14 protein-coding genes are annotated in these 13,366 nt (G+C 69.0%); all 14 read left to right on the top strand.

All coding sequences use genetic code 11. The features are described 5' to 3' along the window. Window positions 1-135 precede the first annotated feature (135 nt). The 14 genes from CRP49_RS05590 (at window position 136) to CRP49_RS05525 (ending at window position 13,328) form a co-directional block, all read left to right on the top strand. On the top strand, window positions 136-1,908 hold the full coding sequence (locus CRP49_RS05590) for a trypsin-like serine protease (RefSeq protein WP_097257206.1): 1,773 nt from the start codon (window positions 136-138) through the stop codon (window positions 1,906-1,908). Window positions 1,909-2,064: 156 nt separating this feature from the next. Further along, window positions 2,065-3,192 carry an LCP family protein gene (locus tag CRP49_RS05585; RefSeq protein WP_097252413.1) on the top strand — a complete coding sequence of 376 codons (1,128 nt, stop codon included), beginning with the start codon at window positions 2,065-2,067 and terminating at the stop codon, window positions 3,190-3,192. 148 nt (window positions 3,193-3,340) lie between these two features. Next, window positions 3,341-3,565, top strand: a complete 225-nt coding sequence (gene rpmE / locus CRP49_RS05580; protein WP_030672379.1) for a 50S ribosomal protein L31 — start codon at window positions 3,341-3,343, stop codon at window positions 3,563-3,565. Window positions 3,566-3,670: 105 nt separating this feature from the next. Further along, window positions 3,671-4,738, top strand: coding sequence for a peptide chain release factor 1 (prfA, locus tag CRP49_RS05575; protein WP_097252412.1), 1,068 nt, complete (start codon window positions 3,671-3,673; stop codon window positions 4,736-4,738). Window positions 4,739-4,769: 31 nt separating this feature from the next. Next, a complete protein-coding gene (prmC, locus tag CRP49_RS05570; RefSeq protein WP_097252411.1) occupies window positions 4,770-5,615 on the top strand; it encodes a peptide chain release factor N(5)-glutamine methyltransferase in 846 nt (281 codons plus the stop codon). Window positions 5,616-5,667: 52 nt separating this feature from the next. Beyond that, entirely contained in the window at window positions 5,668-6,315 is a 648-nt protein-coding gene (locus CRP49_RS05565) for an L-threonylcarbamoyladenylate synthase (RefSeq protein WP_097252410.1), read from the top strand. Further along, a complete protein-coding gene (locus CRP49_RS05560; RefSeq protein WP_097252409.1) occupies window positions 6,312-6,992 on the top strand; it encodes a protein-tyrosine-phosphatase in 681 nt (226 codons plus the stop codon). Before CRP49_RS05565 ends, CRP49_RS05560 begins: the two co-directional genes overlap by 4 nt. Window positions 6,993-7,080: 88 nt before the next feature. Next, complete coding sequence (gene glyA, locus CRP49_RS05555; RefSeq protein ID WP_097252408.1) at window positions 7,081-8,319, top strand: serine hydroxymethyltransferase; 1,239 nt, start codon at window positions 7,081-7,083, stop codon at window positions 8,317-8,319. A 151-nt stretch (window positions 8,320-8,470) separates the two neighbouring features. Then, a complete protein-coding gene (locus tag CRP49_RS05550) occupies window positions 8,471-9,763 on the top strand; it encodes an MraY family glycosyltransferase (protein ID WP_097252407.1) in 1,293 nt (430 codons plus the stop codon). Window positions 9,764-10,121: 358 nt separating this feature from the next. Then, window positions 10,122-10,562 carry a hypothetical protein gene (locus CRP49_RS05545; RefSeq protein ID WP_097252406.1) on the top strand — a complete coding sequence of 147 codons (441 nt, stop codon included), beginning with the start codon at window positions 10,122-10,124 and terminating at the stop codon, window positions 10,560-10,562. Window positions 10,563-10,772: 210 nt separating this feature from the next. Continuing rightward, a complete protein-coding gene (gene atpB / locus CRP49_RS05540) occupies window positions 10,773-11,603 on the top strand; it encodes a F0F1 ATP synthase subunit A (RefSeq protein ID WP_097252405.1) in 831 nt (276 codons plus the stop codon). A gap of 83 nt (window positions 11,604-11,686) precedes the next feature. Then, the gene (gene atpE, locus CRP49_RS05535) at window positions 11,687-11,929 is read left to right on the top strand and encodes an ATP synthase F0 subunit C (RefSeq protein WP_097252404.1); all 243 of its coding nucleotides are present in this window, start codon (window positions 11,687-11,689) and stop codon (window positions 11,927-11,929) included. Window positions 11,930-11,970: 41 nt separating this feature from the next. After that, window positions 11,971-12,516, top strand: coding sequence for a F0F1 ATP synthase subunit B (locus CRP49_RS05530; protein WP_097252403.1), 546 nt, complete (start codon window positions 11,971-11,973; stop codon window positions 12,514-12,516). Then, window positions 12,513-13,328, top strand: coding sequence for a F0F1 ATP synthase subunit delta (locus CRP49_RS05525; RefSeq protein ID WP_097252402.1), 816 nt, complete (start codon window positions 12,513-12,515; stop codon window positions 13,326-13,328). The genes CRP49_RS05530 and CRP49_RS05525 overlap by 4 nt, the downstream gene beginning before the upstream one ends. The last annotated feature ends 38 nt before the right edge of the window (window positions 13,329-13,366 follow it).

The raw sequence follows: 13,366 nt of genomic DNA, 5'->3' as shown, positions 1-13,366 counted from the left end.
CCCGTCATTCAGGTGACGGGGGGCGGCCTTTTGGCGCTGAGAGGTATCGGGAGCGCACCACGCGCCTCTCCCGTCTCACCTCTCCCTGGGAGCACTCCCTTGCCCACGCCCCTGCCCGGGCGGCACAGACGTCGTATACGCCTTGCCCTGCCCCTCGCCGCCGCCGGTGTCGCCGCCGCCGTGACCGCCGCGCTGCTCACGACGTCCGCCGGTGCGACCACCCCGCTGCCGAAGCCGACCAACGCGCCCGTCGTCAGCCAGCCCTCCCAGGCCGCCCTGAAGCAGCGCATCGCGAGCGCCTCCGGCCTCGACACGTCGACGCAGAGCAGCAGCCCGTCCGCCGTGTCGCCGAAGATCATCGGTGGTACCGAGACCACCATCTCCTCGGCGCCCTGGATGGCCCAGCTCTGGTACGTCGACGACAAGAGCACCACCGACACGAGCGACGACACCGTCTTCTTCTGCGGGGGCTCGGTCGTCTCGCCGACGAAGATCCTCACCGCCGCACACTGCGTCTGGGACGAGGAGCACAACAAGGCCTTCGACTGGAAGGACCACGGCTGGGTCGTCACCGGCACCGACCAGCTGTCCCCGGGCACCGACCTGCACGGCGGCCAGGCCACCGCTGTGCAGCGCCAGTGGAAGAACCCGTCGTACAACCCGGCAACGATCGACAACGACATCGCCGTGCTCACCCTGGACGTCCCGGTCAAGGCGACGCCGATCCGGATGGTGACCTCGGGCGACACCGGCTCCTACGCCGCCGCGACGCCGGCGAAGGTCTACGGCTGGGGCCGCACCAGCTCCACCAGCGACAACATCTCCGACACCCTGAAGACGGCCACGCTGCCGATCCAGTCCGACAGCGTCTGCTCCGGCTACTACGGCACCCAGTTCGTCAAGGGCCACATGGTGTGCGCGGGCAGCCCCGCCAGCGGCGGCGACACCGGTACGACCACCACCTGCAACGGTGACTCCGGCGGGCCGCTCGTGGTGAACGGCCGGATCGCCGGCGTGGTCTCCTGGGGCAGGCCGGACTGCGTGAAGAAGGGCTCGTACCCCGTCTTCAGCAAGGTCTCCACGTACGTCGGCGCCGCCTACCCGCAGATCGACGACACCAACCTGAGCCCCCTCAACAGCAAGCCCGACAACAAGGCCGACCTCTTCGTCCGGGCCTCCTCCACCAACACCGGCTACGAGAAGGACTCCAGCGGCACCTCGTTCGGCGCCCGGGTCTCCTGGGGCGACTTCAGCGGCGTCAACCTGGTCCGGCAGACCGACCTGAACCGGGACGGCTACCAGGACCTGGTCTACCGGGTCAGCTCCACCGGTGACGTGTACTGGGACCACGTCGTGCTCAACAGCGACCGTACCCAGGGCACCTGGACCACCACGAAGATCTTCACCGGCTGGAAGACCCGCACCCGGATCATCACGCCCGGCGACCTCACCGGCGACTACCTGCCCGACGTGCTGTCCGTCGACTCGGCCGGCACGCTGTGGCTCTACCCGGGCAAGGGCGACGGCACCTTCGGCGCGCGCGTGCAGGTCGGCACCGGCTGGGGCCAGTACAACATGGTGCTCGGCCACGGCGACTTCACCGGCGACGGCAAGGCCGACCTGCTCGCCCGGCAGAGCAGCACCGGCGACCTGTACCTGTACAAGGGCACCGGGAAGTCCGGCTCCGGCGCCTTCTCCGCCCGGATCAAGGTGCGCAGCGCCTGGACCGGCTACAACGCCTTCGACGCGGTGGGCGATGTGAACGGTGACGGCAAGGCCGACTTCCTGGCCCGCACCTCCGGCGGCACGCTCTACCTGTACAAGGGCACCGGCAAGGCGACCAGCGAGATCTTTGCCACACGTGTCTCGGTCGGTACCGGTTTCCAGCAGTATGACCTCTGGGGCTGAAAGCCCAGGTGAGTCAAGCTCACCGAGGTGACACCATCACGCAGAGTGCCCATCGCCGTACGCGATGGGCACTTTGCATTGTGCAACCCTTGCCCGAGTTCCTCCGTCTGACCAGACAGAGCGACGATGGTGTGATGGACGAGACCTAGGAGTGACGTGTCCGCCGAGAGCACGCCGGAGCCCGGTATACCGGGGCTGGGCGAGACCGGATCCCGCCGTGGGGGCAGCCGCCGCAAGCCCCGCAGCAGCAGCCGCAAGGCCCTGCTCGCCGTGGCCTGGACGGCAGCCGGTGTGGTCGTGCTGGGGGGTACCGGCGCCGGGTACGTCTACTTCAAGCTCAACGGCAACCTCAAGAGCGTCGACATCAACCAGGCCCTCGGTGCGGACCGGCCCACGAAGATCGACAACGGCTCCGAGAACATCCTGGTCCTCGGCTCGGACTCGCGCTCCGGCTCGAACAAGAAGCTGGGCGGCGGCACCGACGACGGCAGCGCCCGCTCCGACACGGCGATGATCGTCCACGTCTACGAGGGTCACAAGAAGGCCGGCGTGGTCTCCATCCCGCGCGACACCCTCATCGACCGCCCCGCGTGCACCGACACGGACGGCACCGCGCATCCGGCCGCGGCCGGCGTGATGTTCAACGAGGCGTACTCCACCGGCGGCGCGGCCTGCACCGTCAAGACCGTCGAGTCGCTCACCGGCATCCGCATGGACCACTATCTGGAGGTCGACTTCGCCGGCTTCCAGAAGCTCATCGACGACCTCGGCGGGGTCCCGGTCACCACGACCAAGAACATCGACGACCCGCAGAGCCACCTGAAGCTCAAGGCCGGCACCCACACCCTCGACGGCGAGCAGGCCCTCGGCCTGGTCCGCACCCGGCACGGCGTCGGCGACGGCTCCGACCTGGGCCGCATCCAGCTCCAGCAGGCCTTCGTCAAGGCGCTGCTCGACCAGGTCAAGCACGTCGGCGTGTTGAGCAACCCCAAGAAGCTGTACGACCTCGCCGACACCGCGACCAAGGCCGTCACCACCGACTCCGACCTCGGCTCGGTCAACGCCCTCGCGGACTTCGCGAACGGCCTCAAGGGCATCAGCTCGTCCCACATGAAGATGGTCACGATGCCGGTCCAGTACGACCCGGCGAACCTCAACCGAGTCCTGATGGAGAAGTCCAAGGCCCAGCTGGTCTGGAACGCCCTGAAGAACGACCAGCCGATCCCGAAGGCGGCCACACAGGGAACGGCAACCGGTGAAGCCAAGGGCGTGGTGACTCCCTAGGCACCCCACCCACCCGAGGGAATAGAACAACCGCACCCCCGGTTTGGGAGGATGGCGCCAGTCCTGGCAGACTGGTACGTCGGCTCCGGTTCACGCTTTCGCACCCCGCGGCAGCGACCCGGCGCCCTCCCGGAATCTAGGAGACACCTTGAAGCGCGACATCCACCCCGAGTACGTCGAGACGCAGGTCAGCTGCACCTGTGGCGCGTCGTTCACCACCCGTAGCACGATCCAGTCCGGCACCATCCGGGCCGAGGTCTGCTCCGAGTGCCACCCGTTCTACACGGGTAAGCAGAAGATCCTCGACACCGGTGGCCGTGTGGCCCGCTTCGAGGCCCGCTTCGGCAAGGCTGCCGCAGGCTCCAAGAAGTAGCGAGCCCCATTTCGCCGGTCCACGGTCGCGCCCCCACCGGGGTGTGCCCGGGACCGGCGTTTTTGGTCGCCGCCACCCCTCCCCCCGCAGTACAGGAGCCGAAAGATGTTCGAGGCCGTCGAGGAACTCGTCGCCGAGCACGCCGATCTGGAGAAGAAGCTCGCCGATCCGTCGGTCCACGCCGACCAGGCGAACGCGCGCAAGCTGAACAAGCGCTACGCCGAGCTGACCCCGATCGTCGCCACGTACCGCTCCTGGAAGCAGACCGGCGACGACATGGAGACCGCGCGCGAGCTTGCCGCCGACGACCCTGACTTCGCCGCAGAGGTCAAGGAGCTGGACAAGCAGCGCGAGGAGCTGACCGAGAAGCTGCGCTTCCTGCTCATCCCGCGTGACCCGAGTGACGACAAGGACGTCATTCTGGAGATCAAGGCGGGTGCGGGTGGTGACGAGTCCGCACTCTTCGCGGGTGACCTGCTGCGCATGTACCTGCGCTACGCCGAGCGCGTCGGCTGGAAGACCGAGGTCATCGACGCCACCGAGTCCGAGCTGGGCGGCTACAAGGACGTCCAGGTCGCCGTGAAGGCCCGTGGGCAGCTCGAACCCGGCCAGGGCGTGTGGGCCCGGCTGAAGTACGAGGGCGGTGTGCACCGCGTGCAGCGCGTGCCGGCCACCGAGTCCCAGGGTCGTATCCACACCTCCGCGGCCGGTGTGCTGGTCACGCCGGAGGCCGAGGAGGTCGACGTCGAGATCAACCCGAACGACCTTCGGATCGACGTGTACCGGTCCTCCGGGCCCGGCGGGCAGTCCGTCAACACCACCGACTCCGCGGTGCGCATCACGCACCTCCCGACCGGGGTCGTCGCCTCCTGCCAGAACGAGAAGAGCCAGCTGCAGAACAAGGAGCAGGCCCTGCGTATCCTGCGCTCCAGGCTGCTCGCCGCGGCGCAGGAGGAGGCCGAGCGGGAGGCCGCCGACGCCCGCCGCAGCCAGGTCCGCACCGTCGACCGCTCCGAGAAGATCCGCACCTACAACTTCCCGGAGAATCGCATCTCCGACCACCGGGTCGGCTTCAAGGCGTACAACCTGGACCAGGTCCTGGACGGCGACCTCGACGCGATGATCCAGGCCTGCGTCGACGCCGACTCGGCGGCGAAGCTCGCGGCCGCGTAAGGGACGTACGAGTACCACACGGAGGACGAGCGTGAACCTGCTGCTCGCGGAGGTGGCCCAGGCCACCCAGCGGCTGGCCGACGCCGGCGTGCCCTCGCCGCGCAACGACGCGGAGGAGCTCGCCGCGTTCGTGCACGGCGTGAAGCGGGGCGCGCTGCACTCCGTGAAGGACTCCGACTTCGACGCGCGCTACTGGGAGGTCATCGCCCGGCGTGAGCAGCGCGAGCCGCTGCAGCACATCACCGGGCGGGCCTACTTCCGGTACCTGGAACTCCAGGTCGGCCCGGGTGTCTTCGTGCCCCGGCCGGAGACCGAGTCCGTGGTCGGCTGGGCCATAGACGCCGTGCGCGCCATGGATGTCGTCGAGCCCTGCATCGTCGACCTGTGCACCGGCTCGGGCGCCATCGCGCTCGCCCTCGCCCAGGAGGTCCCGCGCTCGCGCGTGCACGCCGTGGAGCTGTCCGAGGACGCCCTGGTGTGGACCCGTAAGAACGTGGCGGGATCCAGGGTCGACCTGCGCCAGGGCGACGCCCTGGACGCCTTCCGCGACCTCGACGGCCAGGTCGACCTGGTCATCTCCAACCCGCCGTACATCCCGCTCACCGAGTGGGAGTACGTCGCCCCGGAGGCCCGCGACTACGACCCGGAGCTGGCGCTGTTCTCCGGCGAGGACGGCCTGGACCTCATCCGCGGCATAGAACGCACCGCGCACCGGCTGCTGCGCCCCGGCGGGGTCGTCGTCATCGAGCACGCCGACACCCAGGGCGGCCAGGTGCCGTGGATCTTCACCGAGGAGCGGGGCTGGGCCGACGCGGCCGACCACCCGGACCTCAACAACCGCCCCCGGTTCGCGACCGCCCGCAAGGCGCTGCCGTGAGCACCCCGACGACTTCCAGCCCGCAGTACGTGTACGAGGAGGCCCGCTAGACATGGCACGGCGATACGACACCAACGACGCGACCGACCGCGTGACGGGTCTGCGTGAAGCCGCGTCCGCGGTCCGCCGGGGCGAGCTGGTGGTGCTGCCGACCGACACGGTGTACGGCATCGGCGCCGACGCGTTCTCCTCGGAGGCCGTCGCCGACCTGCTCGCCGCCAAGGGCCGGGGCCGCAACATGCCCACCCCTGTCCTCATCGGCTCCCCGAACACCCTGCACGGCCTGGTCACGGACTTCTCCGAGCTGGCCTGGGAACTGGTCGACGCGTTCTGGCCGGGCGCCCTCACGCTGGTCGCCCGGCACCAGCCGTCCCTGCAGTGGGACCTCGGCGACACCCGCGGCACGGTCGCCGTCCGCATGCCGCTGCACCCGGTCGCCATCGAGCTGCTCACCGAGGTCGGCCCCATGGCCGTGTCCTCGGCGAACCTCACCGGCCACCCGGCGCCGGAGGACTGCGACGCCGCCCAGAACATGCTCGGCGACTCCGTCTCCGTCTACCTCGACGGCGGCCCCACCCCCGGCAACGTGCCGTCGTCCATCGTGGACGTCACCGGCCCGGTGCCGGTGCTGCTGCGCGAGGGCGCGATCTCCCCGGACGAGCTGCGGAAGGTCGTACCCGACCTCGAGGTGGCGAATTGACGGCCCCTGACGCGGGGCGTGGCATAGGCAACGGGGAACGTGACGCGGAGATCACGACGACGTTCGTGGGGCTTCCGCGTGACAGCTTCCGCATCCTCCACGTCAGCACCGGCAACGTGTGCCGCTCGCCCATCACCGAGCGGCTGACCCGCCATTTCGTGGCGGAGCGGCTCGGCGTACTCGGCGGCGGGCTGATCGTGGAGAGCGCGGGCACCTGGGGCCACGAGGGCGCGCCCATGGAGGCCAACGCGGAGACCGTGCTGGCCGAGTTCGGCGCGGACGCCTCCGGCTTCGTCGGCCGGGAGCTGCTGGACGAGCACGTGATCATGGCCGACCTGGTGCTGACGGCCACGCGCGACCACCGGGCGCAGGTGATCTCGATGGGGCACTCGGCGGGGCTGCGGACGTTCACGCTCAAGGAGTTCACCCGTCTGGTCCGCGCGATAGATCCGGCCACGCTGCCACCGCTGGAGGACGGCGTGGTCGCGCGGGCGCGGGCGCTGGTCCGTGCGGCCGCCGCTCTACGCGGGTGGCTGCTGGCGCCCAACGCCGAGGCGGACGAGGTGTACGACCCGTACGGGGCGCCGCTGCCGTTCTTCCGGTCGATCGGGGACGAGATACACGAGGCGCTGGATCCGGTGGTCACGGCGTTGACCGGCGTAACGGCGCGGATGTAGGCGACAGCCGGCGTTCCGGCGGCGCGCGCCTCACCCTGCGGCGACCTACATTGGACCTACGTCATCGTCGACCGCCCGGGAGCCCGCCATGTCGGTCACCCATACGCTCGAGGCCGATGTCCTGCGGCGGCAGGACCCGGAGCTGGCCGAGATTCTGCAGGGGGAGCTGGAGCGGCAGTCGACGACGCTGCAGCTGATCGCCGCCGAGAACTTCACCTCGCCGGCCGTGCTCGCAGCCCTCGGCTCGTCGCTCGCCAACAAGTACGCCGAGGGCTACCCCGGCGCCCGGCACCACGGCGGCTGCGAACTGGTCGACGTCGCCGAGCGCCTCGCGGTCGAGCGGGCCAAGGCGCTCTTCGGTGCCGAGCATGCCAACGTGCAGGCCCACTCGGGCTCCTCGGCCGTCCTGGCCGCCTACGCCGCCCTGCTGCGCCCCGGCGACACCGTCCTCGCCCTCGGGCTGGCTTACGGCGGCCATCTCACCCACGGCTCGCCCGCGAACTTCTCCGGCCGCTGGTTCGACTTCGTCGGGTACGGCGTCGACGCCGAGACCGGGCTCATCGACCACGACCAGGTGCGCCACCTGGCCCGCAACCACCGGCCGAAGGCCATCGTGTGCGGCTCGATCGCCTACCCCCGCCACCTCGACTACGCCTTCTTCCGGGAGGTCGCCGACGAGGTGGGCGCCTATCTGATCGCCGACGCCGCGCATCCCATCGGCCTGGTCGCCGGGGGAGCGGCGCCCAGCCCGGTGCCGTACGCGGACGTGGTGTGCGCCACCACCCACAAGGTGCTGCGCGGCCCGCGCGGCGGAATGATCCTGTGCGGCGGTGAGCTGGCCGAGCGCGTCGACCGGGCGGTCTTCCCCTTCACCCAGGGCGGCGCGCAGATGCACACCATCGCCGCCAAGGCCGTCGCCTTCGGCGAGGCGGCAACACCGGCGTTCGGCGCGTACGCCCATCAGGTGGTCGCCAATGCGAGGGTTCTCGCGGCTCAGCTGGTCAGCGAGGGGCTCGCGGTCACCACCGGCGGCACGGACACCCACCTGATCACCACCGACCCGGCCCCGCTCGGCGTGGACGGGCGCACCGCGCGCGGCCGGCTGGCGGCCGCCGGGTTCGTCCTGGACTGCTGTGTGCTGCCGCACGGCGACGGCCGCGGGCTGCGCCTGGGGACGGCCGCGGTGACCACGCAGGGCATGGGGGAGCCGGAGATGGTCAAGATCGCCGCGCTGCTGGCGTCGGTCCTGCGGGGCGAGACGGAACCGGCCGCGGCGCGGGAGGAAGTGCGCGAGCTGGCCGGTAGATTTCCGCCGTACCCCGGCTGAGCGGGGGTGGGCGCACATCCGTACACCCCGGTGTGCACCGCCGTGCACAGCCAGGCGTGCAACCATCGTCGCTACCCGGCAGTCCTCATCCATATGCGTCGCTCGCTAGGGTGGTGGGCTGTGATGGCCAGCGAGACCTGTGGGGAAGCCCGTGCGTGAATACCTGCTGACGCTCTGCATCACGGCCGCGGTGACGTATCTGCTGACAGGGCCGGTACGGAAGTTCGCGATCGTGGCCGGAGCCATGCCGGAGATCCGGGCACGTGACGTGCACCGGGAACCCACTCCGCGCCTCGGCGGGATCGCCATGTTCTTCGGCCTGTGCGCGGGCCTGCTGGTCGCGGACCACCTCACGAACCTCAACGAGGTCTTCGCCAAGTCCAACGAACCGCGGGCGCTGCTCTCCGGGGCGGCGCTGATCTGGCTGATCGGTGTCCTGGACGACAAGTTCGAGATCGACGCGCTGATCAAGCTGGGCGGCCAGATGATCGCCGCCGGCGTCATGGTCATGCAGGGTCTGACGATCCTGTGGCTGCCCATCCCCGGCGTCGGCAACGTGGCGCTGACCCAGTGGCAGGGCACGTTGCTCACGGTCGCCCTGGTCGTCATCACGATCAACGCGGTGAACTTCGTGGACGGCCTGGACGGCCTGGCCGCGGGCATGGTGTGCATCGCGGCGGCGGCGTTCTTCCTGTACTCGTACCGGATCTGGTACTCGTACGGCATCGAGGCCGCCGCTCCGGCGACGCTGTTCGCGGCGATCCTGATGGGCATGTGCCTGGGCTTCCTGCCGCACAACATGCACCCGGCGCGGATCTTCATGGGCGACTCGGGCTCGATGCTGATCGGGCTGGTGCTGGCCGCGGGTGCGATCTCCATCACGGGGCAGGTCGACCCGGACGCGCTGGCCCTTTTCACGGGCTCGGAGAAGGCGGCGGTGCACCAGACGGTGCCGGTCTACATCCCGCTGCTGCTCCCGCTGACGATCATCGCCGTACCGGCGGCCGACCTGGTCCTGGCCATCGTGCGGCGCACCTGGCGCGGTCAGTCGCCGTTCGCGGCCGACCGGGGGCATCTGCACCACCGGCTGCTGGAGATCGGCCACTCGCACAGCCGGGCCGTGCTGATCATGTACTTCTGGTCGGCGCTGATCGCCTTCGGCGCGCTGGCGTACTCGGTGAACTCGGCGTCGATGTGGATCGTGCTGGGCGTGGTCTTCCTCAGCGCGATCGGCCTGGTCCTGCTCCTGCTGCCCCGCTTCACCCCGCGTGCCCCCAGGTGGGCGGAGCGCTTCGTGCCGCCGCGGTACCGCAGGCGGCGGGCGGTCCCGGCACTCGACGCCGGACTGCCGACGGGCGCCGCGGTACGCGAGTGCCACGGCTCCACGGCGCTCCGGGACCAGGCCCTGGTACCGGACCGGGGGCCCGAGGCCGACGTGCGCTAGCCCGGCACCGTTGTCATTCAAGATCGTGGAGACCCTGATCGAGGTGCTCTCACGCCGACGGCAAGGTAAGAATCTGACTAGAGCATTGCCAAGTCGTGGGGGAGCAAAGGGTCCCAATACCAGACAACACACCCCGGTTTTTGCACAGACGCGCGCTGTCACTCTCATGTGTGACAGCGGGCACACCTACCAGGTAAAGACCTCATCAAATAGTTTGTGATACGGTTCACGAGAACCCCGGATAGAGCCGAAGGACCGAAGTGCGTCGGTCCAATGGCGTGAGGTCTCGATCACTCAGCCCGGGACTACGCTCGTCCATGACGACACCCTGCCCCCCTGTGAAAGCGGAGTTGCCGCCATGCCGTCCAATGACGCCCGGATCCTGGCCCAGGCCGCCGTACCCACGGCTGTCGTCGGCGCGCTTGCCGCCGTCGTCAGCGGAGTGGTCGCGGGCGGCAAGGGAGCGATCGGGGCTGTCGTCGCGACGGCGGTCGTGTGCCTCTTCATGGGGTCCGGTCTCTACGTACTGCAGCGCATCGCCAAATCGCTTCCGCAGTTGTTCCAGGGTATGGGCCTGATGCTCTACACGGCCCAGTTGCTGTTGCTCGTCGTCTTCGTGGCCGCGTTCAAGGACACGACGCTGTTCAATCCCCGCGTCTTCGCCATCGTTCTCGTGGTCACCACCCTGGCGTGGATCATCGCGCAGACCCGTGCCCACATGAAGGCCAAGATCCTCTACGTCGAACCTGACGACTCGTCGAAGGGCGACAAGCCCGAGAAGACGGGGCACTCACGGTGAGAGGTAGGGCCGGGATAAAGGCACGCGAGAGATGCTGCTATCGTCCGGTGCCAACTGCGGCATCGCGGGCGCGGGCATCTGAGCTGACGCCTGCTCAATCGCGAGGCGAGATGCCCCACAGCCGCCCCCACATCCGTTACACCAGTCCCGTGCCGAACCGCGGCCCCGCGTCGCGCCGACACAACGAGGTTGCCGTACCTATGCGCCACGATGAAGGAGCCCGCGGTGAGTGCTGACCCGACTCAGGTGCTCGCCTTCGAGTCCGACTGTCACATCTTCTCCGGATGTGGATTCCCGGCTCCTGGCCTGCACTCCTTTGTCTTCAAGCCGCTCTTCACTGTCGGCGGGTTCGAGTTCAACAAGCCGATGCTCCTCGCCCTGCTGGGCACGGTCGCGATCGTCGCTTTCTTCTGGGCCGCGTTCGCCAAGCCCAGGCTCGTGCCGGGCAAGCTCCAGATGATCGGTGAGGCCGGGTACGACTTCGTCCGCCGCGGCATCGTCTACGAGACGCTGGGCAAGCGCGAGGGCGAGAAGTACGTACCCCTCATGGTGTCGCTGTTCTTCTTCATCTGGATCATGAACCTGTGGTCCGTGATCCCGGTGGCACAGTTCCCGGTGACGTCCATGATCGCGTTCCCCGCGGGTCTGGCGGCCATCGTCTACATCCTGTGGATGTTCCTGACCTTCAAGAAGCACGGCTTCGTCGGCGGTCTGAAGAACATCACCGGCTACGACAAGTCGCTCGGCGCCGTACTGCCGGTGATCGTCATCATCGACTTCTTCTCGAACGTCCTGATCCGGCCCTTCACCCACGCGGTGCGACTCTTCGCGAACATGTTCGCCGGCCACCTGCTGCTGCTGACCTTCACCATCGGCAGCTGGTACCTGCTGAACGGCGTCGGCATCATCTACGCTGGCGCCTCGTTCGTGATGACCATCCTGCTCACGGCGTTCGAGCTCTTCATCCAGGCCGTTCAGGCGTACGTCTTCGTACTCCTCGCCTGCAACTACGTTCAGGGCGCTCTCGCCGAGCACCACTGAGCCTCCTCGCCCTCCCTGTCCAACCTGACTGACCGGTGGCCAACCCCCACCGGTACGCGTAAAGAAGAGAAGGAAGAACCGGCATGTCCGCTCTCCAGACCCTCGCCGCTGACGGCCTCTCCGGCAACCTCGGTTCGGTCGGCTACGGCCTCGCTGCGATCGGCCCCGGCATCGGCGTCGGCATCATCTTCGGTAACGGCACCCAGGCCCTCGCCCGCCAGCCCGAGGCTGCCGGTCTGATCCGCGCCAACCAGATCATGGGTTTCGCCTTCTGTGAGGCCCTGGCGCTGATCGGTATCGTCATGGGCTTCCTCTTCCGTAGCTGAAGCGCGCTTCGACGCAACTCCCTTAGACGGAAGGCACTGATGTGAACGCCCTGGTAACGCTGGCGGCGACAGAGGAGCAGAATCCTCTGATCCCCGAGATCCCAGAGCTTGTCATCGGCCTGATTGCTTTCGCCATCGTCTTCATCTTCCTCGCCAAGAGGCTCCTCCCGAACATCAACAAGGTTCTGGAAGAGCGCCGCGAGGCCATCGAGGGCGGTATCGAGAAGGCCGAGGCCGCGCAGACCGAGGCCCAGAGCGTCCTCGAGCAGTACAAGGCCCAGCTCGCCGAGGCCCGGCACGAGGCCGCCCGCCTGCGCCAGGAGGCGCAGGAGCAGGGTGCCGCCCTCATCGCCGAGATGCGGTCCGAGGGCCAGCGGCAGCGCGAGGAGATCGTCGCCGCCGGTCACACCCAGATCGAGGCCGACCGCAAGGCCGCCGCGGGCGCCCTGCGTCAGGACGTCGGCAAGCTCGCCACCGAACTGGCCGGCAAGCTCGTCGGTGAGTCCCTCGAGGACCACGCCCGGCAGAGCCGTGTGATCGACCGCTTCCTCGACGAGCTCGAGGAGAAGGCCGAGGCCACGCGATGAACGGAGCGAGCCGCGAGGCCCTGGCAGCCGCACGTGAGCGTCTCGACGCGCTGACGGACTCCACGTCCGTGGACGCCGTCCAGCTCGCGGACGAGCTGGCGGCCGTCACCGCGCTGCTCGACCGCGAGCCCAGCCTGCGTCGGGTCTTCACCGACCCGGCGCAGCCCGGTGAGGCCAAGGCCGAGCTGGTCCGGCGCCTGATCGGTGGCCAGGTCGGCGAGACCACGGTCGACGTGGTGTCCGGCATGGTCCGTTCCCGCTGGTCGCAGTCGCGCGACCTGGTGGACTCGCTGGAGGAGCTGGCGAACATCGCCGACCTCACGGCGGCGGAGAAGGCGGACACGCTCGACGACGTCGAGGACGAGCTGTTCCGGTTCGGCCGGATCGTCTCCTCGAACACCGAGCTGCGTGCCGCGCTCACCGACCGCTCCGCGAGCGCCTCGGCCAAGATCGAGCTGCTGCACCGGCTCCTCGGCGGCCGGGCCAAGCCCGCCACCGAGCGCCTGGTGACGCGCCTCGTGACCGCGTCGCGGGGACGTAGCCTGGAAGCGGGACTGGAGTCCCTGTCCAAGCTCGCCGCCGCGCGCCGGGACCGCATGGTCGCCGTCGTCACCTCGGCGGTGCCGCTGAGTGACGGGCAGAAGCAGCGCCTCGGCGCCGCCCTGACCAAGCTCTACGGCCGTCGGATGCACCTCAACCTCGACGTCGACCCCGAGGTCGTCGGCGGGATCCGGGTGCACGTCGGTGACGAGGTCATCAACGGTTCCCTCGCGGACCGGCTGGAGGACGCGGCCCGCCGCATGGCGAGCTAGCAGCACCTCGGCATTCGAGAAAAGCAGTACGTACTTAC

Origin of the sequence: Streptomyces sp. Ag109_G2-15, assembly GCF_900215565.1 — a bacterium.
GTDB classification, from domain to species: Bacteria; Actinomycetota; Actinomycetes; order Streptomycetales; family Streptomycetaceae; genus Streptomyces; species Streptomyces diastatochromogenes.
The sequence above is the reverse complement of the archived record's forward strand: the minus strand, read 5'-3'. Positions and strand labels throughout refer to the sequence as shown.

Bases quoted from the DNA above. Each gene is read 5' to 3' on its own strand.
- prfA (WP_097252412.1), top strand. From the start codon at position 3,671: ATGTTCGAGGCCGTCGAGGAACTCGTCGCCGAGCACGCCGATCTGGAG.
- atpB (WP_097252405.1), top strand. From the start codon at position 10,773: ATGAAGGAGCCCGCGGTGAGTGCTGACCCGACTCAGGTGCTCGCCTTC.
- CRP49_RS05565 (WP_097252410.1), top strand. From the start codon at position 5,668: ATGGCACGGCGATACGACACCAACGACGCGACCGACCGCGTGACGGGT.
- CRP49_RS05545 (WP_097252406.1), top strand. From the start codon at position 10,122: ATGCCGTCCAATGACGCCCGGATCCTGGCCCAGGCCGCCGTACCCACG.
- glyA (WP_097252408.1), top strand. From the start codon at position 7,081: ATGTCGGTCACCCATACGCTCGAGGCCGATGTCCTGCGGCGGCAGGAC.
- atpE (WP_097252404.1), top strand. From the start codon at position 11,687: ATGTCCGCTCTCCAGACCCTCGCCGCTGACGGCCTCTCCGGCAACCTC.
- CRP49_RS05525 (WP_097252402.1), top strand. From the start codon at position 12,513: ATGAACGGAGCGAGCCGCGAGGCCCTGGCAGCCGCACGTGAGCGTCTC.